General features: G+C 67.2%; 21 protein-coding genes. 6 read left to right on the forward strand and 15 right to left on the reverse strand.

Going from position 1 to position 22,631, the window contains the following annotated elements; all coding sequences use genetic code 11:
* Window positions 1-109 precede the first annotated feature (109 nt).
* Window positions 110-784, reverse strand: a complete 675-nt coding sequence (locus tag M8A51_RS20675) for a GntR family transcriptional regulator (protein WP_251780433.1) — start codon at window positions 782-784, stop codon at window positions 110-112.
* A gap of 48 nt (window positions 785-832) precedes the next feature.
* Entirely contained in the window at window positions 833-1,426 is a 594-nt protein-coding gene (locus M8A51_RS20680; RefSeq protein WP_251780434.1) for a histidine phosphatase family protein, read from the reverse strand.
* Between the two features lie 283 nt (window positions 1,427-1,709).
* On the opposite strand from M8A51_RS20680, the gene M8A51_RS26390 reads away from it, so the two are divergent.
* Complete coding sequence (locus tag M8A51_RS26390) at window positions 1,710-3,266, forward strand: serine/threonine protein kinase (RefSeq protein ID WP_280926118.1); 1,557 nt, start codon at window positions 1,710-1,712, stop codon at window positions 3,264-3,266.
* Window positions 3,263-4,477 carry an OmpA family protein gene (locus tag M8A51_RS20695; protein WP_251780435.1) on the forward strand — a complete coding sequence of 405 codons (1,215 nt, stop codon included), beginning with the start codon at window positions 3,263-3,265 and terminating at the stop codon, window positions 4,475-4,477. The genes M8A51_RS26390 and M8A51_RS20695 overlap by 4 nt, the downstream gene beginning before the upstream one ends.
* Before the next feature lie 18 nt (window positions 4,478-4,495).
* Here the strand turns inward: M8A51_RS20695 and M8A51_RS20700 are convergent, their stop codons facing one another.
* On the reverse strand, window positions 4,496-6,865 hold the full coding sequence (locus M8A51_RS20700; protein WP_251780436.1) for a penicillin-binding protein 1A: 2,370 nt from the start codon (window positions 6,863-6,865) through the stop codon (window positions 4,496-4,498).
* Between the two features lie 434 nt (window positions 6,866-7,299).
* On the opposite strand from M8A51_RS20700, the gene cqsA reads away from it, so the two are divergent.
* Window positions 7,300-8,580 (forward strand): alpha-hydroxyketone-type quorum-sensing autoinducer synthase, encoded by a 1,281-nt coding sequence (cqsA, locus tag M8A51_RS20705; RefSeq protein WP_251780437.1) that lies wholly within the window; start codon window positions 7,300-7,302, stop codon window positions 8,578-8,580.
* On the opposite strand, the gene M8A51_RS20710 is transcribed toward cqsA, so the two are convergent.
* The 3 genes from M8A51_RS20710 to M8A51_RS20720 all read right to left on the reverse strand — a co-directional run bounded on the left by M8A51_RS20710 (window position 8,559) and on the right by M8A51_RS20720 (window position 11,574).
* Complete coding sequence (locus M8A51_RS20710; RefSeq protein WP_251780438.1) at window positions 8,559-9,917, reverse strand: sensor histidine kinase; 1,359 nt, start codon at window positions 9,915-9,917, stop codon at window positions 8,559-8,561. The genes cqsA and M8A51_RS20710 overlap by 22 nt on opposite strands.
* Entirely contained in the window at window positions 9,914-10,885 is a 972-nt protein-coding gene (locus M8A51_RS20715; RefSeq protein WP_251780439.1) for a response regulator, read from the reverse strand. The genes M8A51_RS20710 and M8A51_RS20715 overlap by 4 nt, the downstream gene beginning before the upstream one ends.
* 320 nt (window positions 10,886-11,205) lie before the next feature.
* The gene (locus M8A51_RS20720) at window positions 11,206-11,574 is read right to left on the reverse strand and encodes a YbaN family protein (protein ID WP_251780440.1); all 369 of its coding nucleotides are present in this window, start codon (window positions 11,572-11,574) and stop codon (window positions 11,206-11,208) included.
* A 374-nt stretch (window positions 11,575-11,948) separates the two neighbouring features.
* Here M8A51_RS20720 and M8A51_RS20725 point away from each other — a divergent pair, with 374 nt between their 5' ends.
* Entirely contained in the window at window positions 11,949-12,122 is a 174-nt protein-coding gene (locus M8A51_RS20725; protein ID WP_251780516.1) for a response regulator, read from the forward strand.
* Here M8A51_RS20725 and M8A51_RS20730 read toward each other — a convergent pair.
* From M8A51_RS20730 to M8A51_RS20760, 7 genes are all read right to left on the reverse strand, one after another.
* Window positions 12,061-12,309 carry a helix-turn-helix domain-containing protein gene (locus M8A51_RS20730; protein WP_251780511.1) on the reverse strand — a complete coding sequence of 83 codons (249 nt, stop codon included), beginning with the start codon at window positions 12,307-12,309 and terminating at the stop codon, window positions 12,061-12,063. The genes M8A51_RS20725 and M8A51_RS20730 overlap by 62 nt on opposite strands.
* Window positions 12,270-12,578, reverse strand: coding sequence for a hypothetical protein (locus tag M8A51_RS20735; RefSeq protein ID WP_251780517.1), 309 nt, complete (start codon window positions 12,576-12,578; stop codon window positions 12,270-12,272). The genes M8A51_RS20730 and M8A51_RS20735 overlap by 40 nt, the downstream gene beginning before the upstream one ends.
* A gap of 107 nt (window positions 12,579-12,685) precedes the next feature.
* Window positions 12,686-13,261, reverse strand: a complete 576-nt coding sequence (locus M8A51_RS20740) for a hemerythrin domain-containing protein (RefSeq protein ID WP_251780441.1) — start codon at window positions 13,259-13,261, stop codon at window positions 12,686-12,688.
* 207 nt (window positions 13,262-13,468) lie between these two features.
* Window positions 13,469-14,680 carry an ABC transporter substrate-binding protein gene (locus tag M8A51_RS20745; RefSeq protein WP_251780442.1) on the reverse strand — a complete coding sequence of 404 codons (1,212 nt, stop codon included), beginning with the start codon at window positions 14,678-14,680 and terminating at the stop codon, window positions 13,469-13,471.
* Between the two features lie 127 nt (window positions 14,681-14,807).
* Entirely contained in the window at window positions 14,808-15,431 is a 624-nt protein-coding gene (locus tag M8A51_RS20750; protein ID WP_251780443.1) for a response regulator transcription factor, read from the reverse strand.
* Between the two features lies 1 nt (window position 15,432).
* Window positions 15,433-16,830 carry a cache domain-containing protein gene (locus tag M8A51_RS20755; RefSeq protein WP_251780444.1) on the reverse strand — a complete coding sequence of 466 codons (1,398 nt, stop codon included), beginning with the start codon at window positions 16,828-16,830 and terminating at the stop codon, window positions 15,433-15,435.
* A gap of 411 nt (window positions 16,831-17,241) precedes the next feature.
* Complete coding sequence (locus tag M8A51_RS20760; protein ID WP_251780445.1) at window positions 17,242-18,108, reverse strand: LuxR family transcriptional regulator; 867 nt, start codon at window positions 18,106-18,108, stop codon at window positions 17,242-17,244.
* A gap of 53 nt (window positions 18,109-18,161) precedes the next feature.
* Here M8A51_RS20760 and M8A51_RS20765 point away from each other — a divergent pair, with 53 nt between their 5' ends.
* Entirely contained in the window at window positions 18,162-19,448 is a 1,287-nt protein-coding gene (locus tag M8A51_RS20765; protein ID WP_251780446.1) for a LysR family transcriptional regulator, read from the forward strand.
* 47 nt (window positions 19,449-19,495) lie between these two features.
* Here M8A51_RS20765 and M8A51_RS20770 read toward each other — a convergent pair whose 3' ends face one another.
* Window positions 19,496-20,143: a response regulator transcription factor gene (locus M8A51_RS20770; RefSeq protein ID WP_251780447.1), complete on the reverse strand. Its 648-nt coding sequence runs from the start codon at window positions 20,141-20,143 to the stop codon at window positions 19,496-19,498.
* A gap of 134 nt (window positions 20,144-20,277) precedes the next feature.
* On the opposite strand from M8A51_RS20770, the gene M8A51_RS20775 reads away from it, so the two are divergent.
* Window positions 20,278-21,588, forward strand: a complete 1,311-nt coding sequence (locus M8A51_RS20775; protein ID WP_251780448.1) for a sensor histidine kinase — start codon at window positions 20,278-20,280, stop codon at window positions 21,586-21,588.
* A 19-nt stretch (window positions 21,589-21,607) separates the two neighbouring features.
* On the opposite strand, the gene M8A51_RS20780 is transcribed toward M8A51_RS20775, so the two are convergent.
* Window positions 21,608-22,588: a LysR family transcriptional regulator gene (locus M8A51_RS20780; RefSeq protein WP_251780449.1), complete on the reverse strand. Its 981-nt coding sequence runs from the start codon at window positions 22,586-22,588 to the stop codon at window positions 21,608-21,610.
* Window positions 22,589-22,631: the final 43 nt, after the last annotated feature.

Consider the following 22,631-nt stretch of genomic DNA (forward strand, 5'->3'; position numbering starts at 1 on the left):
ACGCAGGACCGTCTGCGGGCCCTGCTGGAACGCACGATAGCGAGACGTGAAATCGATTTCAATAAGCTTTCATTAATTTATTTGAAAGATCTTGTAATCAAATTCAAGGTCAGCCTTGTAGCGGTCGCAGTGCCTGGCCGAGCCGCTCGGTCAGGTACAGGCTGGCTTCGGCGCCGTGCATGCCCATGAGCCGCGCGGCTTCGTCGGCATCGCCGCGCGCGATCGCATCGGCGATGTGTTCGTGGTCGTCCCACGCCACCTCGCGCAGCCACGAAGCCTGCAGCGCCGCACCCATGGCACGCCGGATGTGGTGCCAGTGCACGTGAGCGCTCTGCCACAGCAGTGCGTTGCGCGCCGCCGCATAGACCGCGTTGTGGAACGAGGTGTCGGCTTCGATCATCGCGCGCACGCTCTTGCCGGTGGCGGCCTTGCGGCCGCGCTCGAGGATCTTGGGATCGATGCGTGCGCGATGCTGGCTGGCCAGCCGCGCCGCCAGCGCGTCGAGGGCGCTGCGTACTTCATAGATCTGGGCGATCTCGCCGGGGTCGAGCGGCGCGACGATGAGGCCGCGGCCCACAGCGTCGAGCAGGAAGCGGTCCTTCTTCAGCAACCGCATCGCCTGCACCACGGGCTGGCGCGATACCGCGAGCCGCTGTGCCAGCTCTTCCTGGTTCAGCCGGGTGCCGGGCGGCAGCGAACCTTCACTGATCGCGTCGAGCAGCGCGTGGTACACCTTCTCGACCAGGTCGGGAGCCGATTCGAGTTTTTGCAGGCGGTCGGGCATGGCGGGATTTTGCACGGTGTATACGGAATTCAAAGTGCGCACGAACCGTCAGCCCTGCTCGAACCCGATGCGAGCCGCAACCTCGACCTGCGCTGATGTACCTGCCTGGCCGGCTTGCACGACAAGGCCCTCGCCCGCTGCGACAGCGGAACCCGTCAGCGCCATGATGTTCGCCTGATGCGTGACCCACACCTCGAAGCGGCCCGGTTCCAGCCGCCGCAATGCTTGCGCCATGCGCTCACGTCGACGCGGCGCCTCGCCACGGTTGCCGAACAGGGAATCGAGCACGGGCCAGGGCTGGTGGTGGCCGAACGCGAGCTTCGCAGTGTCGACACAGCGACACCACGCGCTCGACCGCACCGCGGACGGGGTCAGCGTGTACCGCCCGAACCACCGGCCGATGCGCAGCGACTGCTCGCGGCCTTGCTCGGACAGGTTGCGTTGGGTGCGGCAATCGCCTGGCCGGAAACCCGGTGGGTCGCCCACGCCGGCCACCGTCGCGGCGTGCCGCAGCAGCACCGCGACACCGCCCCGACGCAACAATTCGACCGCAGGCGGCCCAGCCTGGCCCCCTGCTGGCACGGCCATCCATCCCGGCCCCAGCACCAGCACCTGGCGGCGCGACCACAGCGATGACGTCACGGCGTGTCCCTTCACCCTGGCGACCGATCGGATCATCGTCCCAAGCGCAACTCCCCGCCGTGGGCAAGGTGGGCAGCGTCGATGCCGCCCTGCCTTGCCTGTCCCCCCTTCATGGGACATCGCCCACGGCAGCCGGCTCGAACGTCGTGATCCATCCCTAACTTGCAGGGCACGCCACCCTCATCCGCGGGTGGTGTGACGAGGCGTACGCGCGACAATGACTGCCTTTGTTTCTGTACGTAGCACGGGGCCCCTGCCCGGGCCGCCATCGCGAGGAAAGCGCATGACCCAGGCTTCATCGGACGACGACAAGACGATCATCGGGCCGTCGTCCGTGATGCCTGACCGCGGGCAGGATTTTTCGAACTCCGCGCTCGTGAGCCACACGCTGCCGGTCGGCACCCGGCTCGGCGAGTTCGAGATCACCGGCCTGATCGGCGAAGGCGGTTTCGGCATCGTCTACCTCGCGTACGACGCCTCGCTGCAGCGGCAGGTCGCGCTGAAGGAATACATGCCGTCATCGCTCGCGTCGCGCTCGACACTGGGCGCGAACGTGGCGGCCAAGTCCGAGCGGCACGCGGAGACCTTCAAGGTCGGTTTGCGCAGTTTCGTCAACGAAGCGCGGCTGCTGGCGCGCTTCGACCACCCGGCGCTGGTGAAGGTCTACCGCTTCTGGGAAGCGAACGGCACCGCCTACATGGTGATGCCCTACTACCAGGGCCCCACGTTGAAGGCCGCCCTCGCGGCGATGGGTCAACGCCCTGACGAGGCCACGCTGCGGGGCTGGTTGCGCCCGCTGCTCGATGCACTGGAGGTGATGCACCAGGCCAGTTGCTACCACCGCGACATCGCACCCGACAACATCCTGCTCACCGACAGCGGCCCGCTGCTGCTCGATTTCGGTGCAGCCCGCCGCGTGGTGGGCGACATGACGCATGCGCTGACCGTCGTGCTGAAACCGGGTTATGCGCCGATCGAGCAGTACGGCGAGGCGCCGTCGATGACACAAGGCGCCTGGACCGACCTTTACGCACTGGCCTGCGTTGTCTACTACGCGATCACCGGCACCACGCCGATGTCGTCGGTCGAGCGACTGATCGCCGACCGGCTGCAGCCGCTGGCACAGCAGGCCGCCGGCCGCTACAGCGACCAATTCCTGCGCGCCGTCGATACCGCCCTGTCGGTCAAGCCGCAGGACCGACCGCAGAGCGTCGCCCAATTCCGACAATTGCTCGGCATCGAACCGGCGCAGGCGGCCTCCGCGCCCCAGGCGACGCCGCGCCCGGGCGTGCCCGGGGAAAGCACGGGCACACCGGCCGGAGCGGCCTCCGCGCAGGGCAGCCGCAAGGGCGTCGCCATCGCCGCGCTGGCGGTCGCGCTGCTGGGCGGTGCCGCCGCGTGGACGTATGTGACTGGTCCTGCTGTGCCGCCGGTGGCCGTCGAAGCTGCCCCTGCTGGCACGCCCGCGGTGATCGAGAGCCCGCTGCAGGCCGTGGCCGCGCCGGCCGCCGCAAGACGCGCACACGAGCCGGCACCCACGCCCGTCGCAATGCCGGCCGTCGCCCCCGCCGCCGCACCGGCACCCGCTGCCGAGGCGGTCGTGCCGCCTCGACCAACGCCGATGCCGGCCGCTGCACCGGCACCCGCACCTGCACCGGTGCAGGCTGTGCGCATCGAGGCATCGGCCCGTCCGGCGCCGGCGCGCCCGGCTCCCGCGCCGGCCCCGGCCCCGGCCGTCTCGGCGGTTGACCAGGCACGCTGCACCGACATCCTGCAAAAGGCCTCACTCCAGGCCCTGAGTTCCAGCGAGACCGATTTTCTGAAGAGGGTATGCAAATGAAGCCAACCACCACAAGACAGCGAGGAGCGCTCGCCGCTGCCTTGCTTGCATTGATTGCATTCGTCGCCGGCTGCGCGGCACCGCAGGCCACCCGGGTCACCGACGAGTTGCCGTTCGAGCAGGCCGTCGTGCAGGCCACCGACGGCCTGGTTTCGCAGACGCAGACCTTGCCGGCCTTCCTGGCCAAGGTCGAATCGAAGATCGCCAAGCGCGGCGTGGTGCTCGACCCGATGCTCGACGCCGGCAGCGGCCAGCAGACCGGGGCCACGCAGACGCTCGAGAAACAGGTCACCGAGCACATGACGGCGAAGTACGACCAGATCGAGATCCTGCCCTTCCAGTCGTCCAACCTGGGCAAGGCCCAATACCTGCTGACCGGCACGATGACGCGCGTGCAGACCGCACGCTCGAAAAAGGCCGCGCTCAAGATCAACCTTGCACTGACCGAGTTGCGCAGCGGCAACGTCGTCGCACAGTCTTCCGCGGTGGCACGCGACGAAGGCCTGGACCACAACCCGCTGCCCTACTACCGCGACAGCCCGGTGCTGCTGGCCAAGGACAAGGTGGTCGACGGCTATGTGCGCACGTCGGCCACGGCGCCGGGTCAGCGCGCCGACGCCACCTACCTCGAACGCATCGCCACCGCCACGCTGATCAACGAGGCGACCACGTTGTACAACTCCGAGCGCTACCAGGACGCGCTGGGCCAGTACCGCAGCGCGCTCGCCACGCCGGCCGGCGAACAGCTGCGCGTGCTCAACGGCATCTACCTCACCAACGTCAAGCTCGGACGCATGAAGGAAGCCGAGCAGGCCTTCGGCCGTGTGGTGGCGATGGGCATCGCCTACAACGAGCTGGGGGTGAAGTTCCTGTTCAACCCTGGCAGCACCGAGTTCTGGTCCGACACCCGCATCAGCGGTGCCTACGGCATGTGGCTGCGCCAGATCGCGCGCGAAGCGACCCTCGCCAAGGCGTGCATGAACATCATCGGCCACACCAGCCGGACCGGCTCCGAGCAGGCCAACGACGCGCTGTCGCTGCAGCGTGCAGCCTACGTGAAGCAGCGCCTGTCGTCCGAAGCGGCCGAACTTGCCGCACGCACCAAGCCGGTCGGCATGGGCTTCCGGCAGAACATCGTCGGCAGCGGCTCGGACAACTCGGTCGACGCGCTCGACCGTCGTGTCGAATTCAAGATCGTGCCCTGCGAATGACGGACGCCGGACGGCCGGTCAGTCCCTGAACAGATCGAGGATGGACCTGCGTTCGTCCTCGGTCGATGCCGGCAGCACCGGCGGCACGCCGAGGCTGTGCACGCCGTTGTCGGGCGTGTACTCTCTGAAGTACCACTCGCCGTCGATGTTCACCACCCCGTCGGGCACGCTCGGCAGCTCGACCGGCGCATCGGCCAGCACGGCACGCATGTAGTCGATCCATATCGGCAGCGCCAGCGTGCCGCCGGACGCCCGGTCGCTCAGCTTGCGCGGCGTGTCGTAGCCCATCCAGGCTACGGCGACCACGCTGGGCTGGAAACCCGCGAACCAGGCGTCCATGGCGTCGTTCGTGGTGCCCGTCTTGCCGTACAGGTCGGGGCGCTTCAGCGCCTGCTGCGCCAACGCCGCCGTGCCCGAGCGAGTGACCTCCTGCAGCAGGTCGGTCATCACGAAAGCGTTGCGTGCATCGATGGCACGCATGGCCTCGTCGGGTAGCGCCGGCAGCGCTTCTTCTTTCAGCACACGGCCGTGCGCATCCGTCAACCGGCGCACCAGCACGGGTTCGACACGGTAGCCGCCGTTGGCGAACACCGCATAGGCCAGTGCCAGTTGCAGCGGCGTTGTGGTTCCGGCGCCGAGCGCCATCGATGGAACGGCGGGGTGACGCTGCGCATCGAAGCCGAAACGTTCGAGCCACGATTGCGCGTAGGGTGCGCCGATCGCCCGCATCAGCCGCACGGCCGGCAGATTGCGTGACGCCGCCAGCGTGCGCCTCAGCGACATCGGCCCCTGGTAGGTGCCGTCATAGTTGCGCGGCTCCCACGCTTGGCCGCCGGTTTCTGCGGCGTCGAGCGTCAGCGGCGCATCATCGATCACGGTCGCCACCGTGTAGCCTTGCTCCAGCGCAGCAGAATAGATGAAGGGCTTGAGGCTCGAGCCCGGCTGGCGCCAGGCCTGGGTGACGCGGTCGAAACCGCCGCGCGATGGCGCGAACCCGCCGACCCACGCCCGCACAGCGCCATTGCGGGGGTCGAGCGCGACAAAAGCCGACTCGACGTCGGGCAACTGCGTCAGCGACCAGCTGCCGTCGTCCGCCGCACGCAGCCGCACCACGGCGCCGCGGCGGATCTGCTGCCTCGGCCCGGCATCCCGCGCCAAGCCTGCGGCCGCGGCATGCAGGCCTTCGCCGGCAACGCTGACAAGCGTGCCGTCCTGCAGCATCGCCGTCACCTGCGTCGGGGCCGCGTCAAGCACCACCGCCGCGCGCAGGTCGTCGCTGTCGGGGTGCGCCTGCAGTGCCTCGGCCACCCGGTCGTCCACGTCGGTGGGTTGCGCCGGCAGATCGACGTAGCCTTCCGGCCCCCGATACGGTTGGCGGCGCTCGTAGTCGAGTACGCCCTGTCGCACGGCGCGGTAGGCCGCCTGCTGTTCGCGCGAGTCGATCGTCAGGTGCACATTGAGCCCGCGCGTGTAGGCCTCGGCCCCGTAGTGGCTGAACACCAGCAAGCGAGCCGCTTCGGCGGCCTGCTCGGCATACACCGGCAGCGCCTGGCGCACTCGATAGCGCAGCGGCTCTGCGCGTGCAGCATCGCGCTGCTCGCCCGTGATGACGCCGGTGCGGTACATGCGCTCGAGCACGACCAGCTGGCGCGTGCGGGCGCGCTGCGGGTTGACGACCGGGTTGTGGGTGGCCGGCGCTTGCGGCAGGCCGGCCAGCATCGCCGCCTCGGCCAGCGTGACCTCCTGCAGCGGCTTGCCGAAATAGATCTCGCTCGCCGCCGCAAAGCCGTAGGCCCGCTGCCCCAGGTAGATCTGGTTCATGTAGGCCTCGAGGATCTGCCGCTTGCCGAGCTGGCTCTCGATCTTCAGTGCCAGCAGCATTTCATAGAGCTTGCGGGTGAAGGTCTTCTCGGTCGGCAGGTAGAAGTTGCGTGCCACCTGCATCGTGATCGTCGAGGCTCCCTGGCTCAATGGCACGGCGAGATTGCGCAGCCCCGCGCCCAGCACGCGCAGGTAGTCGATCCCGCCGTGGCGGTGGAAACGCGCATCCTCGACTGACAGCAACGCGTCCTGCATCACCTGGGGAATGTCGTCGAGCCGCAGGAAATGACGACGCTCCTCGCCGTATTCGCCGAGCAGCACGCCGTCGGTCGAGTACACGCGCAGCGGCAGCCGCGGCCGGTAGTCGGTAAGCTCGTCGATCTCGGGCAGGTTCGGGTAAGCGATGGCGAAGGCCACGCCGGCCAGCAGCATCACCGCCACCATGGCCACCGCGCCGAGCACAGCGGCTGCGGCGACCGTGCGCAGCAGCGACCGCAGCCATGCCAGCCCTGCGCTCGGCCCCCGGGGCCGCGCTCGGCTGCGCTCATCGGGCGGCGTAGGACTCATGGTTGATCAAAACGGACGGATGCGCGGCATTCTAGGCCGGCGCCCTGCTGCACCGATCCGCGGCCGCCGGGGAGTGGAGAAATCCCTTGTGGGACAAGCGCTTGCATTGCCGACAAGATCACGGTTTCGGCTCTCGGGGAAGCTCGACGGTTGACCGAACACCGCCCTCCATCCATCGGACGCTTGCACCAAAGCACGCAATCCACGAAGCTGCGCGCAGGCGCGACCCTTGACCCGCCGGCACCCGCGAGGTGCCTCCGCGGCCTCATGCAACGTCGCAGCGGCTATGCGTTCACAAGAATACAAAGAAGACGCCCTTACCGTCTTCGTTCAAGGCCTCCACCTCGTCGTCTCCGTGCCGTCCGGCATGCGGAGCGCCGCCGGTTTTCCCCAGGGTTCGTCCCTTTCCTGTTGTTTGACCAAGGAGCCTCCACATGACGCGAGCCGCAACCCCCAACTTTCTCGACCAGCAGATCGACCGCTTCTTCCGCAAACGGTTCTTCGATCACCCTGAAAAACCCGGCTTGCCCTTCTGGTACAGCGTTGAAGCTCCCGCAAGCGCCAGCCTTTCGCTGCAAAGCAACGATTACCTGTCGCTGGCCGAGCATCCGCACATCGTCGAATCGACCGTCGCCAGCCTGCGGCGCCATTCGTCGTCGAGCGTGATGTCGCCGATCTTCGTGTTCCTGCGCGGAGGGGCCACGCCGTCGGCCCGCTTCGAGGAGCGACTGGCCCAGTACGTCGGCATGGACGCCGGCATCCTGTGCCAGTCCGGCTACGACGCCAACGTCGGCCTGCTGCAGGTGGTCGCTCAGAAAGGGCTGCCGGTCTACATCGACCAGTACGCGCATGCCTCGCTGTGGCAGGGTATCCACGCCGCCGAGGCCCGCGCCGTGCACTTCAAGCACAACGACACCGAGGACCTGCGCCGGCTCATCGTCGAGAACGGGCCGGGCGTGATCGTCGTCGACTCGGTGTACAGCACCAGCGGTAGCGTCTGCCCGCTGGCGCGCATGGCTGACATGGCCGAGGAATTCGGCTGCGTGTTCGTGGTCGACGAGTCCCATTCTCTCGGCACCCACGGTGCGCACGGCGAAGGCCTGGTGCACACGCTCGGGCTGTCGGACCGGGTCCATTTCATCACGTCCAGCCTCGCGAAGGCGTTCGCCTACCGCGCCGGTTTCATCGCCTGCAGCGAACGCTACGTCGAGTACATCCGCTTCACGGCCTTTCCGGCGATCTTCAGCTCGACACTGCTGGAACATGAAGTCGCACGGCTCGACGCGACGCTGGACGTCATCGCGTCCGAACCGGACCGCCGTACGCGGCTGTGGCGCAACACCCGGCTGCTGCGCGATGGCATGACCGAACTCGGCTATGACATCAGCAACGGCACCGAGCAGATCATCGGCATCCGCAGCGGCCCGGTGCTGAACGCGGTGGCGCTGCGCGACGCGATGGAACGCCGCGGCATCTACGGCTCGCTGTTCTGGTACCCGGCGACCGAATGGCGCAACGCCATCCTGCGGCTGACGGTCAACGCCGGGCTGAACGACTACGAGATCGGCCGCGTGCTCGAAGCCATGGAGTACGCCCGTCCGTTCCTGAAGCCCGGGCGTGGTGCGGCAACGCGGCCGTCAGCCGAAGCGCGCGACACACGCGAGACGAACCCGGCCGAAGCGGCGGCAGAGCTTCAGGAGGCCGTGGCCTGCTGATCAGCGGGCCAGTGCGGGAACACCAACTTCATGCTGGCTCCTTCGCCGGGAGCCGACTGCACTTCGAGGTGTCCGCCCAGGCTGCGCATGACGTCCTGGCAGAACGACAGTCCGAGCCCGGAGCCGAGGGCTCCGCCCGGGTTGCCGCCACGGTAGTAGCGATCGAGCACTCGCGGCAGGTCTCCGCCGTCGATGCCCCGGCCGTTGTCGGAGATCACCAGCACGTTGGCGTGGGGACGGGACTCGCTCGTGATCGTGACACGGAAGCCGGCGGCGCCCCCGCCGTGGGTGAAGGCGTTCTTCATCAGATTCAGCACCAGGTGTTCGAGCAGGATCTCCACCCCTGCGACCGTGAAGTCGTGCGACATCTGCGCCTGGACCGCCTTGCGCTGACGCTCGTTGGCATACGGATAGCGCTGCACCGCGCTGCGCACCACGTTCGAAATGCCGACCGGCTCCAGTTCGTGTGCCTGCACCTGCAAGCTGGCAGGCCGGATGCTGGACAGCAGCATGTCGATGAAGATGTGCGCACGCCGCGCCTCACGCTCCATCGCCGGCAGCCGCTCGGCGGCATTGTGCGGTTCGCGCAGACAGGCCGCGACCTGCATTTCCATCGCGGTCAGAGGCGTGCGCAACTCGTGCGCGACGAAGCCGGCCACGGACAGCAGCGCCTCGGTGCGGCGGCGCTTATGTTGCGCCACCGCAACGTTCAGCACCAGACCCCCGCCCAACGCGAACAGAACGACCGGCCATGCCTGAACGATCAACTGGGTCGACAACTGGACATCCGGGTGCCGCAGCAGGTGCAGCGACGTGGCGAGCAGACCACCGGTCAACAACATCACGGCCGCGACCGGAGCCGGCGCCAGGACCACCGTGAACATCAGTGCCGTGACATAGCTCAGTGCCCAGGGCGTGGTGTTGTTCTCCAGCGCCATGAACAGAAAGAAGAACGGCAGCGCAAGCAGCAGCGTGCCGTGCCAGTACCACGGCCAGAAGCGGCGCAGCGGCTCGAGCCACGCCCGCGGCAGCAGGAAAGGCAGGAACAGCGCGGCGATCGCCAGCCGCAGCCCGAGCGATTCGTAGGGTTGTGGCGCCCAGTACGTCCAGACGACGTAATACATCGGGAAACCGATCACGCCCATCAGGCCGACGTAGATGCGTGCGGGCCAGGCATCGATCGCGCTGTCGAGCACCGCATCGAGCAACGGCGAGCCCCCCTGCAGATGGAAGGTGCCGACGCTCGCCCGCGCCCTGGCAAGCAAGGCCTGCATCAAGCTGCCTTGCTTGCGCGCGCGAACCGGTGCGAAGGTGCCTGTCGAGGCCAACCGGCTCATGAGCGGCCTCCACGTGCGATATGCGGTGTCATGTGACCCGGCGCGTCAACCCAGGCCAGCCGGTAGGTCTGGCCGCCGGCCGCCACGGTGCGCAGCGGCGGCACCACGAAACCTTCGTAGCCGCCCGCCCTCGGCAGCCGCGACGGATCCGACAGGTAGACCAGCGAATCCCCCTGGGCATGCTGGCGGGCCAACGTCTCGAAGCGCGGCATCGTTTGCAGGATCTCCAGCGTCGATTCACGCTCCTCGCCGGATTGCACCAGCAGGAAGCGCCATTGTCCCGACGCCGTGCGCACCAGGTAGCCGCCCGGCTCGGTGCAGAGGTAGTACTCGGTGGCGCTGATCGCGGCAAACAGCTCCAGCACGGCCGCGGCGACCGGGGGCTCGTGCTCGAAGGCGCCGAGTCGCTGGCGCAGCCCCTCGGCGAGCGGCCGGGTCAATTCGCGGAAATAGGCGTGTTGCTGTACTGCCACGGCCTGTTGCAGTTGTTCCGTCAGCCGGTCGGCCTTGCGCATGAAGTGATGGATCAGCCGCTCGTTGAAAGCGTCGACGGCCAGGCGCTCGTCGGCCGCGCCGGTCAGCAGGATGCGGCGGCAAGGGAACTCGAGCATCGAGCGGCACAGGCTCAGCCCGTCGCCATCGGGCATCGAATAGTCAGCGACAACCAGCGCTATTTCTTCGTAGCGCCGCGGCTCCTGTGCCAGGCTGGTGACGCGTGACGCGTCGATCGTGACCATGTGCTCGTGCGGGGCGGTGCTCTGATCGGTGCTGCGCCGGATGAAGTTGCGACTCAGCGCCTTCGACCGGTCGAGCAGCGCGAGCGCCTCGCGGTGGCTGGTGGCGGTGTAGATCTTGCGTTCGGCCGACAGCAGCGAAGCCAGGGCGTCGAGATAGCCCTCGTCGTCGTCGACCAGGAGCACGGCCGCTGTGTACCAGTACGGCAGAAGCTCGGCGGTGGGATGGAACATCAGGTCCCTTTGTACCTTCTAATAGTGCGTTCGGTCTCGCCGGGCCTGCTGATGCGGGTCCTGGCGCCTCTCCTGTATGGGCCCCTTGGATCGACCGGGGGCCTCGGCCGGACGGCTGCCGGGCAAGTGTGGCCGCTGCCGCCGTTCCGCGCAAGCGTGAGCCCGGAACGTGGGCCGGTTCGACATCTGGTTACCGCCGCGTCGCTCCTCACGACGATCACGACGAATGCCGGCCTCACGCTGGTGTGGCATTCAAGACGAGCCGACCGGTCATGTGAACTGTAGGAAGTGACAGGAACGGGGTAGCAAGCGCGCCGTCTTCACGGTTCTGGCCGCATCCAGAGCCAGCAGGCCACGCAGAACATGACGGAACACACGGACGCCTGCAGCCATAGCGGCAGCGGGAAGAACCAGATCATCACGCTGCTGCCGGACATCGCCACCGTCGCAAACCACTTGGCGCGGCGCGACACGGCACCGCGCTCCCGCCACTGCCGGATCGGCGGCCCGTAGACCGCGTGCTCCAGCAGCCAGCGTTCCAGCGCGGGCCAGCCACGGCTGCCCGCCCATGCCGCGACGAGCACGAACGGCACGGTGGGCACCACCGGCAGGAAAACACCGATCACCCCTGCCGCCAGCGACAGGACGGCCAGTGCGCGCCACAGCATCGTTATCGTGGAACGCAGCATGGCGGAATGCGAGGCAACCTCATGAGTCTGTGGGCGGCGCGGCGGGCGGTCGAAACAACAAGCGGCAAAGGTATCACGACGCCGCCCGGGTCCCGCTCGGCTGCCGCCGATTCTTGACGGCCATCCAGGGGCGGCGGCGCAACTTCTGTCGCACGCATCGCCGATGCCTGCCCAGCACGCCCCCCGGCGCTGTGCCGGGCCGGCGGCGTTCGATACCGCAGAAACTTCCACCTCCCCTTCTTGTCTCTCGTGAGCTCTTCCTACATTGCCGTTCTCGACGACGAGGTCGACATCACCCGGTTGCTGGCCAACTGCCTGAAGGGCCACGTTTCCGCGTCAGCCAGCTGCACAACGGCCACTCGCTGTCGGAATTGATGAAGTCGGACCCGCCCGAGCTGGTGCTGCCGGACCTGGGGCTGCCCGGCGAGGAGGGTTTCGTGATCGCGCGGCAGTGGGGCGAGCAATTTCGCTGCGGGCTGGTGATCATCACCGGCCGCGGTGACGCGGTTGCGACCCCGGCGACCGGGCTGCCCGACGGCGCTGGATGAACGCACGGAGAGCGCCGACGTCGGGAATCTGCACGTCGCGGCGACCGCGTCCGGCCAAGCGGACCACGTTGTCGCGAGCCCGCCGTGACATCGCTCGGCAGATCGTTTCGAGCTTCATGCCGAGACGGTCGCCGATCTCCGCATGGATCAACCGCAGCGTGATCTGGTCGGTGCGCAAGCCGCGCATCGCCCGCGATTTGGTCCAGGAGCGCAGGAGGTCCGCCACGGGGCATCGGCCGGCAGCGTGCACAGCGACAACAGCGAGTCACGGTCGCGCGCGATTTCGCGGCTCATGGCAGCACGCACCAGCGCCATCAGTGCAGGCTCGGTGCAGGCCTGCAACAGCGTCTCACGACGAAAGGACCAGTCCTCGCCGGTGTCCATGGCGACGGCATCGCAACCGCAGCGGCCCGTCGCGATGCCGTCGAAGCCCAGCCTGTCACCCTTGAAGTTCAAAGCCCGCGCACCGGAGCCCGGTAGTCTTCAGCGACCGGCAAGCACGGCTACCTGCTTCAGGCGGTGCTGTTCAGCACCATCGCCTGAACGCAGCCCGTTGGAAAACCTCAGTGCAGGGGGTGGGACGAGGCCGCACGCGACGTGCTGCCACCGGCGGTCTGCCACCCCGAGACGGGCGGGCGGCGGCTGCCTCCCGCTCCGCGGGACATCGCCGAAGCGATCTGCGACCAGTCCTCGCCGCACAGCAGCTCCTGACCGATCCTGAACAGTTCGCCCTCCTCGATGCTTTGCAACCGGAGCACGCCGGCCTCGTAGTGGCCCAGCAGATCGGCCAGCTCGGGGGCGCGCGCCGAGTCGCCCCGGCTCAGTGCCTGCAACAACGCCAGGGCACGCGACAGCAGCACGCCGTGGTGGGCGTCGGCCAGTTCCACTTCGAGTACCAGCCGGTCAGCTTCCGGGCCGCGGCCCTGCAGCGCCGGCAACAGACATTCGCGCTCCTTGCCGGCGTGGAAGTCCCGCTCGTAGGTATGCAGGAATTTCACCAGATCGCCGAGCCGGTCGAGCATCGCACCGGGCCGATGCCAGCCGTCGGTTCGCACCAGGTCCATGAGCGCGGACAAGTTGCGACGGATCACGGAATGTTCCGCGCTCAGCATGGTGAAGACACATTGCGCTGCCAGCATCGGTCGTCTCCTTGCATCTCGCGGCGTGTCGCTCGCCCGGATTGGAAAGCTGCGCCCGAGAGCCGCTGCGATCGGCGGCAGGCGCCTGGCCTCGGATGCACCTGCAGCGAGGCTTGACGAATATAGACGCGACGCGCACCGCCGTGTGGAAGGATCACAAGAAAACACGGGAAAACGAGAGGATGTTGATGCAACGCAGCATAGAAATCATCGAACCTCCTTGCGCCTGACATAGCCAGCCCGCTTGGCATCCTCGCGGTAGTAGTACTCGATCTGGCCCTTGCGCCAGGCGCCGAGCCACAGCATGTTGATCGCGATCGCATCGTGGTCCGCGCTGGTGAACGGCTGGCTGTATGTCGTGACGACGCCCTGGTAGGGGCGCTCCAGATTCTCCAACGCCTGCTTGAGCGCATCGCCCGAGTAGTCGCCCTTGGTCTGGAACAACGCCCACAGCATCAGGTGGACCGCGTCGTATGCCTGCGCTGCGGCCATCAGTGAGCCGATGCGCTTTTCATTCGAGTGCTTGAAATAGCGTGCAAGAAACGACGCGCGCCGTTCGTTGAAGTTGTCCTGCACGATGGTTTGCACCATCATCGTGCCCTCCACCGCAGCGGCGCCGGCGTTCTCGAGCACGCTGCCGAAGGACAGCGGCCACGGGGCGAAGAACGGCGCGTTCATGCCGACCTCGAGGCGGCTCTTGACGGCCGCAGCCTGCTCCGGGCCCACGGTGTAGGCGACGATCGCTTCGACCCCGGCGTCGCGAGCGGCACGCATCTGCTCGTGCAGCGAGGTCACGCCGAGCGGGAAGCGCGCAATGTAGGCCGGCTTCAGCCCGCGCTTTTCGAGCTCGGCGGTCAGGTCTTTCAGTCCGCCTTCGCCATACCCGGTCTGGTCGGCAAAGATCGCCACGCGAGAGAGCTTGCGGCGGTCCACGATCTCGGCGATCAGGAACTTGGCGTTCAGCAGGTCGGGTGGGGCAATGCGGAAGATGTAGCTCTCGGCCGGTGGGTATTTGGTGGTCACCGCCGTGCCTTGCGAGCACGGCACCATCAGCAGGTGCTTGTTCTGCTGGAACACGTCGAGCGCCTTCATCGCAACGCCGGTGTTGCAAAAGCCGATCGTGAAGGCCACCTTCTCTTTCAGCACCAGGTCTTCGGCGGCCCGGCGGCCGACGTCGGGCACCGCCTGGTCGTCTCGCACCACCAACTCCAGCGGCCGGCCGAGGAAGCCGCCCACCGCGTTGATCTCCTTGACGGCAAGTTCGGCACCGAAGCGCGCGCTGTTGCCGAAGTCGCCCGAGCCTCCCGAGAACGGCCCGATCAATCCCACACGCAGCGGTTGCGCCTGGCTCACGGCGCACCATGTCAACAGCAAGGCAGCGCTGCAACGCGCGATCCAGTTCGCTCGGCAGATGTTCATGTCGGTCTCCGGTATCGGGTTTCGTGGGCTTCGACGGCAATCGCGGCCAGACTATCTGGGCGAGAGTCGAATGCAATGCGAAGGATCCCGTCCCTGAGCCTCTTTTTCGACGCCCTGCCGACGTATGTCACGGTCGCGCACGTTCGACCGCGTACTTGATCAGTTCGGCCTGGCCCGCCAGGTTGAGCTTGCGCTTGATGCTCTGCCGGTGCGACTCGACGGTACGCACGCTGATGTCGAGCGCCCGTGCGATCTGCTTGCTCGACTGGCCTTTCGCGAGGCAGTCGAGAATCTCCTTCTCGCGCTGCGACAGGTTGCGCTCGACACTGCGCTGCGCAAACAACCGGCTGGCGATGCCGGGGCTGAGGTAGGTGCCGCCGCCGGCGACCGACTCGATCGCGGCGACGATCTGCGACGAAGGCGCGTCCTTCAACACGTAGCCCCGCGCCCCGGCCAGCAGAGACTGCTGCACGTACTCGGGGTTGTCGTACATGCTGAGGATCAGCACGGCCACGGCCGGGTGCTGTTGCACCACCGCACGCGTCAGCTCGATACCGTTCATCTCTTTCATGCCGATGTCGGTGAGCAGCAGGTCCGGCCGCAACCTGGGCAGCAGTTCGAGCGCCTGTTTCGCGCTGCCGGTGTCGCCCGCGACCTCGATGCCCGGCACACTGGACAGGCGCGCTGTCAGTCCTTCGCGCACGAGCGGGTGGTCATCGACGATCAGCATCCGGATGGTGTCGCGCAGCATGTCAGGCCCGTACGTGATGTTCGAACACCCGGGTCGCCGACCAGCCGGCCTCCGCCCGCACTTCGGTGCCATGAGCGCTGGAGTTCACATCGCAGCGCCCCCCGATCGATTGCAGGCGCTCGCGCATGTTGCGCAGGCCGATGCCGCGGCTCGGGTCCTGCTGCACGCACGCGGCGTCGAAACCGGAACCGTCATCGCGCACGACGAGCACAAGTGCGTCTCGCCTGAACGCAAGCACCATCTCGACCCGGTTCGCCCCGGCATGCTTCTCGATGTTGGTCAGGGCTTCCTGCGCGACGCGGAAGAACACCGTCTTGATGTCTTCCGGCAGTTCCACCGGGGCCCCTTCGAGTTGCATCGAGAACGCGACGCCGCTGTGCTCGCAGAACTCCTCGCCCAGGTGTTTCAGCGCCGACGGCAGGCCCAGCGTGTCAAGCAGCGCCGGCCGCAGGCGGTGCGAGATGCGACGCACCTCGGCGGCCGCGTCCTGCAGGCGCGCGAGCGCCTTCGTCAAGGCGGGTGGCACCCCGACCACCGGCGCACGGCGCAGTTGCTCGATCGCCGATTCGAGCAGCAGCTTGATCGACACCAGCGTCTGGCTGGTGCCGTCGTGGAGGTCGCGCGACAGATGCGCGCGCTCGTTCTCCTGCGACTGCACCACCTGGTGCGCGAGCAGCCTCAGCTTGGCGTAGGCCACCTTGTGCTCGCTCAGGTTGAGGATCAGCCCGCACACGCCGATCAATGCAGCGCCGAACACCGCGATGCCGGCGATGATCAGCATGGTCTGGTCGACGTTGGCCCTCACCTGCCCGTCGATCTGGTCCAGGGTGGCGTCGATCTCATCGAGATAAAGACCGCTGCCGAACATCCAGCCCCAGCGCTCGAGCGAAACGACATACCCCAGCTTCGGTGTCACCTGCCCAGTCGACGGCTTGCGCCACAGATAGTGCACGAAGCCGCCCTCGGGCCTGCGCGACTGCGCGATCAGCGCCTGGATCACCGCCAGCCCGTTCGGGTCACGCATTTCCCACAGGTTGCGGCCCACCAGCTCCGGCTGCCGCGGGTGCATCAGGGTGAGGCCGTTCATCTCGTACAGGAAAAAATAGCCGTCGCTGCCGAAGTCCATCGATGCGAGCAGCCGGATCGCCTGCTGCCGCACGGCGTCGTCGTCGCGGCCGGAGGCATACAAGGGCTGCAAAGCGCTGAGTGCGAGCTCGACGTAGTGCCGCAGCTCGGTTTCCTTCGACTTCATGTAGGCCTGCTCGACCAGCTGCCGCTCGCGGCGTGCCAGATCCTGCCCCTGAAAGCGCACGGCCAGCGCCATCAGCATCACCGTTGCCGCCAGCGGAATCACCGCCAGCAGCACGATCTTGGTCTTGAGCGGCATTGCGGTGGCCATGAACTGTCCTGCTCTCCTCGTCCGGTCTTCGCCGCATGCATGCGCTCTCGGACAGCATGCGGCGCACCGTGACTGTGCACTGATGACCGCACAATGTAACTTGGCTCTGCCCCGATTGCCGTCAGGATGCGGGGCCGGCTCCGCCAGCGCGGCTGCGCTTGTCGCCGTTGGGTCCGCGGCGGACACCGGCCCGTCTCCTCTTGCGCTTCGCTCTCCTTCCTGACGGAAGAAAGGGTTCCGTGCTGACGCACGGAACGCGCCCAGTGTGGGCGGTTTTTCCATGGCGCACATCCGTTGCACCACGAAGCGCGCTGCGCGGTGACACGTACTCGTTAACCCGATCACGCACCGTGAAAGCATATCGGCCGGGCAAGCCCGGCCGATTCCGCAAGAGCAGACGCGCGAAGTCCGTCAGTTCACCGCGCTCGCCTGGACTGCGGCGTTGACCAGCTGCACGCGGTTGCGCACCGAGAAGCGGCGGCGCAGCTGGCGCAGGTGATAGTCGACCTTGTGCAGCGACAGCTGCAGCCTCGATGCGATCTCTTTGTCGCTCTGCCCCCGGATCAGGCAGTCGAGGATGTCGCGTTGCAACGCCGACAGCGGCGTGCCGTTGTCGGCGTGCGGTTGATCCGGCTGCATGTGGCGCGACAGGAACTCGTGCATCGACAGTCCGAGCGTCAACGCCTGTCCGAGCACGCTTTCGACGATCCAGCGCCGGCTCGGCGAACTCGACATCAGGCTGATCACGGTGCGCTCGTTGGGATGCACCGGCGAGGCGAGGCTGAAGAACACGCCGCTGCGGATGCCGCTGTCGCGGAAGTCGTCCAGGAAGCGGCGCGCCTTGCCCATGGCGACCCGTGTCTGCGCGCTCGCATCGACGTCCTGCAGGTCCCACACCAGCGGCAGGCTCGAACAGGGCGCGTCCTGGTGGCGTGGGTCAATCTCGTGATAGCGTTCGCGGAAGTAGCGCTGCGTCCAGGCAGGGTGTGCGTAGCTGGTGAAAAAGCTGCGCGGCGCCGACATGCCGCGCATTTGCACAGTGGTGCCGTAGGCCAGCCATTCGAAGCCGATGGCGTGCAGCATGCCGCGTACCAGACGCTCGCGCTCCTCGATGGTGCCTGCATTGAGCAGGTCATTGACCAGCCCCGGCATGCCGCCTCGGCGGCGAGCGTCGCCGCGCGGCACGAGATCGCGCTCGCCGTACAGCAGCACGCCGTTGCCTTGGGCGGGCGGCAGCTGGATGCCCCTGTCACGCGATGTCGCTGCGAAAGACGCCATGGGCGCGCCGATCGAGGGGACGGAACACGCCGGCGGTGTTTCCGGCGCATGAAATGGCTCGCAAATCGTCAGATCCATTGTCGATTCCCTTTGCTCCTGCGATCTCCCGACCGTGGCAGCGCTCAGGTGGGGCGCCGCACTCGGATTGGGTCGTTGTGAGCGACCCGTTCCCCAAGATCGAAACGGGGCAGCCGCAGCGTGAAGGAATGCGCACTTGCGCACAAGCGTTGTTTGGGAAAACGAGCGTTCGCGTTGCAAGAAAACTGAATCGCCGCCCCCTGTGCACCCGGCGTCATTGCTCGCATCGGCGAGCACTCGATATCATCGCCCCCCGCCTTGCCGAAGGGCATTCGTTACGGAACGTTGAGAAAGCCCCGATGCGCCTCGATCTGTTCTCGCTGCATCTCTTTGCCGACATCGTCGACACGCACAGCATCAACCAGGGTGCCAAGCGCAACAACATCGCGGTGTCGGCGGCCAGCAAACGCATCGCCGACCTCGAGCACTTGTTCGGCACCAACCTGCTGCACCGTCACGCTCGGGGCGTCCTGCCGACGGACGCGGGCGAGACGCTGCACATGCGCATCAAGCAGACGCTCGGCGACCTGCAGCAGTTGATGGTGGAGATGAGCGAGTTCGCCAAGGGCGTGCGCGGTCAGGTGCGGGTGTACTCCAATCTCACGGCCATGATCCATTGCCTGCCGGGGGATCTGGCGGCCTTCGTGGACGAGCACCGCAACGTGCGCGTCGATTTGGAGGAGCACTCGACGTTGCCGACCCTCGAGGCCTTGCAGCGCGGCAGCGCCGATGTTGGCATCGTCGCGCCGGTCGTGCCGTACCCAGACGAGCTGCACTACTGGCACTATGAAACGGTCAAGCATGTCGTGGTCGTTCATCCCACGCATCCGCTTGCCGCACGCCAGTCCCTCAGCTTCCCCGAGACGCTGGCTTACGACTACATCGGGCTCGAAGCGCGAGGCGGCTGGGACCTGCTGCTGACGCAGATGGCGCGGGCCTGCGGCGCCAGCGTCAAGGTGCGCGTCCGCGTCAACGGTTTCGAGGCCGCATGCCGCATGGTAGAGGCAAACCTGGGCCTCGCCATCGTGCCGACGACGACGGCCGAGATCTATGCCGCCTCTCTGGGCCTGCGCACGCTGCTGCTCAACGAAATGTGGGCATCGGTGCCGCTGCACGTGTGCTTCCGCGACCTCAAGACGCTGCCGGTTTCCGCGCGTCTGCTGGTCAAGCACCTCACGGCCCGCAAGCCGGACGCACCGATGCAGGTGATGCGCTGGTGGGAGACGCGCAACCGGCCGGTGCATTCGGCGCCCGCCGATTGATGGCTCGACTCGCGGCTGGCTGCACACGATGTCTGCTCAGGGCGCGGCTATTTCAGGATGCCCATCTGCTGCGCCTCGTACACCGCTTCGCCACGCGAATTGACGTGCAGCTTGCGGTAAATGCGCTTGATGTAGGTGCCGATGGTATGGATCGACACACCCAGCAGGCCGGCGATCTCCTGGTAGTTGAATCCGCGTGCAAGCAGTTGCAGCACTTGCAGCTCGCGCTCGGTGACATGCTCGGCCAGCGGCGTCGGCGCCGGTCCGGCCGGTCGCGACGGCTGGAATTTGCGCAACAGCTGGCGCGCAATGACCGGCGAGATCGGCGAGCCACCCGAGCGCAGGTCGTCGATGTGCTTGACGATGTCCTCCTTCACGGCCTCTTTCAGCAAATAGCCGCTGGCGCCGGCTTCGATGCAGGTGAGCACGTTGGTCTGGTCCCCGTACATCGTGACGACCAGCACGTCGCAGTTCGGGTAGCGCTGGACCGCGCTGCGGATCACTTCGATGCCGTTGCCGTCCGGCAGCCCGAGATCGACCAGCAGCACGTCGGGCGCCAGCGATTGCAGCCGCTCCAGCGCTTCGCGCACGGTGCCGCAGCGGGCGGCCAGCCGCATGCTGCCCGAGCGCTCCAGCGCCTCGGCAAAGCGTTCCGCGAAGTGAAGGTCGTCTTCGACCAGCATGACCTCGATCATCACTCGCCTCTTCCGGCCGGGCCTGCCGCGCACGGTCGGCGGTGCAGCGCGCGTTGCCGGTCCGGCGAGGGAAAGGCCCGGTTGCATGGGCAGCACAAGCCGGCGAGCATCGCGGCAACTCCTCGCCTTGCCGCATGACCGCGACCGACATTCCTGCTCCGACCGACCGCGTCGCACGCGACCAGCACAACCGGGTGCGCATGATCGGCGTCTCGGCCGTCAACTACCTCTTCGGCATCCTGACGATGTCGCTGTATGCGCTCATCGGCACGGTCGGCTGGGACATTCCGGCGTTGTACGCGGTCGCGAGCATGGGCGGCAGCGCAGTATTCTTCCTGCTCGTGCGCCGGGGCGCCAACCTGCGTTTGCGCGACCCCAACCTGTTCGGCTGGCAGATGGCCCACGGTGGCCTGGTCGCGCTGACCTTCCTGAGCGTGGCGCCGCAGCTCGCGTTTGCATCGCTGTCGAGCCTGTTCGTCACCGGTGTGTTCGGGCTGGTGCAGTTTGGCCTGCCGGAGTTCCGCCGGGCCTTGCTCGTCGTCGGCGCCGGCTCGGCGGCGATCTTCTATTTCGTCTGGGACCGGCTCGCGCTGCCCGCGTCGACGCCGCACGAAGCGCTGGTGCTGTGGGTGCTGCTGATGTTCTTGCTCGGGCGTTTCACGGTGGTCGCCGCCCACGTGGGCCTGCTGCGCAAGAAACTGCACGAGCGCAACCGGCAGTTGCAGGAGTCCCTGGACCGCATCCAGGAACTGCTGCTGGGGCGTGCGCGCAAGGAGCAGGAACTCGCGGTGGCCCAGGAAAGGCAGCGCCTGATGCGGGAAATCCACGACGGCATCGGCGCCAGCTTGAACACCTCTCTCGCGATGATCGAGCGCGGCCGCATGGACCGCCACAGCCTGGCTGCGGTCGTGCGCGAATGCATCGATGAACTCAAGCTGACGATCGACTCGCTCGAGCCGATGGAGAACGACCTCGTCGCGGTGATCGCGACGCTGCGCTACCGGCTCGAGAAGCGCCTGCTGGCGGCCGGCATCCGCATGGAGTGGCAGGTTCAGGAACTGCCCGCGCTGCCGTGGCTGGAAGTGACGCAGGCGCTGTCCATCATGCGCGTGCTGCAAGAGGCGCTGAGCAACGTGGTGCGGCACTCGCGTGCGACGAGCGTTGCCGTGCGCACCGCCGAGCAGGCGCACGACGGGCGCTCCGGCGTCGAAGTGAGCATCGCCGACGACGGTGTCGGCTTCGACGCCGCCGTTGCGCAATCGTATGGGCACGGGCTGCGCAATATGCGCGAACGCGCCGCCGGCCTGGGCGGACAGTTGACGATCGAATCGGCCCCCGGCCGCTCGGTGGTCAGACTGTGGCTGCCGCTGGCGGCACCGGCCATGGCCCAGGACGCGGGCGCTCATCGGGCGCCCGCTGCACTGACGGCTGCCGGCGAACGCTGAACTGCTTAGCATGGCCGGTTCATAGTGGCAGCGCCGCGGCCGGCGCCGTTGCCGACGGCCAGTGCAGCAACGAGACAGGCGGCTGTGGTGCCGCTCGCTGCACGTTGCCATGGCGGCGCAAGTGGTCGAGCAACAGCCGTGCGCCCTCGGACAGCAATTCCGGTGCGCGGGTGCAGATGTCCAGCGGTACGTCGGCCCATGGCTCGTCGAGCGACAGCACGCACAGGTCCATGCTGGCCGCGCATTGCACCGCCACCGGCAACGGCACGATGCCCACGCCGAGGTTGCTTGCGACCATCCGGCACATCGCGTCGAAGCCGTGCACGCGCACGCGCACATGGAACGCGCAGCCGCGTTCCTGCGCGAACCGGCCCAGCATACGGTCCCAGGCGCCGTCGCTGTCGAGGCCGATGAAGTCGTACACCGCCGCCTGCTCGAAAGTCACCGGGCCGCGACCGCGCAGTGCGTGCCGAGAACTGACAACCACTGCCAACCGGACCTGCTGGTAGCGGCTGCGCTGCAGGTCGTCCGGATACGGAACGATCGGGGCGACGATGCCGATGTCGGCTTCGCCGCGCGACACCGCCTTCAGCGTCGTCGCGGTCGATTGTTCATGCAGGTCGACCTTGATCGTGGGGTGGCTGGCGCAGAAACTTGCGACGGCATCCGGCAGGTGGCACATCATGGCCGTGAGGTTGGCGTAGAGGCGCACGGGTTGCCGTCTGCCGCTGCTCATTTCGTCGACCTCCGTCGCCATCCGCTGCAATTGCACGAAGGTTTCCTGCGCCCCCTTGTAGACCGCGAGCCCCGCCTGCGTGACCGCGACGCCGCGCGCCTGCCGCTGCAGCAGCTGTGCGGCGAGTTCGTGCTCCAGATCGGCGATGCGCTTGCTCGCCGCCGATACGGCAATGAAGTTCTTCTCCGCTCCCTTGCCGATGCTGCCCAGGTCGACGATGTCGACGAACAGTTTGAGGGAGAACAGGTCCAGGCGCGTGATCAAGGGATACCTCGGGGAACGGCCGCGCGTAGTGCGCACGCCATCG

This window comes from Caldimonas mangrovi, assembly GCF_023721835.1.
In the GTDB taxonomy this organism is placed as follows: Bacteria; Pseudomonadota; Gammaproteobacteria; order Burkholderiales; family Burkholderiaceae_C; genus Caldimonas; species Caldimonas mangrovi.

Bases quoted from the DNA above. Each gene is read 5' to 3' on its own strand.
- M8A51_RS20675 (WP_251780433.1), bottom strand. From the start codon at position 784: ATGCCCGACCGCCTGCAAAAACTCGAATCGGCTCCCGACCTGGTCGAG.
- M8A51_RS26390 (WP_280926118.1), top strand. From the start codon at position 1,710: ATGACCCAGGCTTCATCGGACGACGACAAGACGATCATCGGGCCGTCG.
- M8A51_RS20695 (WP_251780435.1), top strand. From the start codon at position 3,263: ATGAAGCCAACCACCACAAGACAGCGAGGAGCGCTCGCCGCTGCCTTG.
- M8A51_RS20700 (WP_251780436.1), bottom strand. From the start codon at position 6,865: ATGAGTCCTACGCCGCCCGATGAGCGCAGCCGAGCGCGGCCCCGGGGG.
- cqsA (WP_251780437.1), top strand. From the start codon at position 7,300: ATGACGCGAGCCGCAACCCCCAACTTTCTCGACCAGCAGATCGACCGC.
- M8A51_RS20710 (WP_251780438.1), bottom strand. From the start codon at position 9,917: ATGAGCCGGTTGGCCTCGACAGGCACCTTCGCACCGGTTCGCGCGCGC.
- M8A51_RS20715 (WP_251780439.1), bottom strand. From the start codon at position 10,885: ATGTTCCATCCCACCGCCGAGCTTCTGCCGTACTGGTACACAGCGGCC.
- M8A51_RS20720 (WP_251780440.1), bottom strand. From the start codon at position 11,574: ATGCTGCGTTCCACGATAACGATGCTGTGGCGCGCACTGGCCGTCCTG.
- M8A51_RS20725 (WP_251780516.1), top strand. From the start codon at position 11,949: ATGAAGTCGGACCCGCCCGAGCTGGTGCTGCCGGACCTGGGGCTGCCC.
- M8A51_RS20730 (WP_251780511.1), bottom strand. From the start codon at position 12,309: ATGCGCGGCTTGCGCACCGACCAGATCACGCTGCGGTTGATCCATGCG.
- M8A51_RS20740 (WP_251780441.1), bottom strand. From the start codon at position 13,261: ATGCTGGCAGCGCAATGTGTCTTCACCATGCTGAGCGCGGAACATTCC.
- M8A51_RS20745 (WP_251780442.1), bottom strand. From the start codon at position 14,680: ATGAACATCTGCCGAGCGAACTGGATCGCGCGTTGCAGCGCTGCCTTG.
- M8A51_RS20750 (WP_251780443.1), bottom strand. From the start codon at position 15,431: ATGCTGCGCGACACCATCCGGATGCTGATCGTCGATGACCACCCGCTC.
- M8A51_RS20755 (WP_251780444.1), bottom strand. From the start codon at position 16,830: ATGGCCACCGCAATGCCGCTCAAGACCAAGATCGTGCTGCTGGCGGTG.
- M8A51_RS20760 (WP_251780445.1), bottom strand. From the start codon at position 18,108: ATGGCGTCTTTCGCAGCGACATCGCGTGACAGGGGCATCCAGCTGCCG.
- M8A51_RS20765 (WP_251780446.1), top strand. From the start codon at position 18,162: ATGGCTCGCAAATCGTCAGATCCATTGTCGATTCCCTTTGCTCCTGCG.
- M8A51_RS20770 (WP_251780447.1), bottom strand. From the start codon at position 20,143: ATGATCGAGGTCATGCTGGTCGAAGACGACCTTCACTTCGCGGAACGC.
- M8A51_RS20775 (WP_251780448.1), top strand. From the start codon at position 20,278: ATGACCGCGACCGACATTCCTGCTCCGACCGACCGCGTCGCACGCGAC.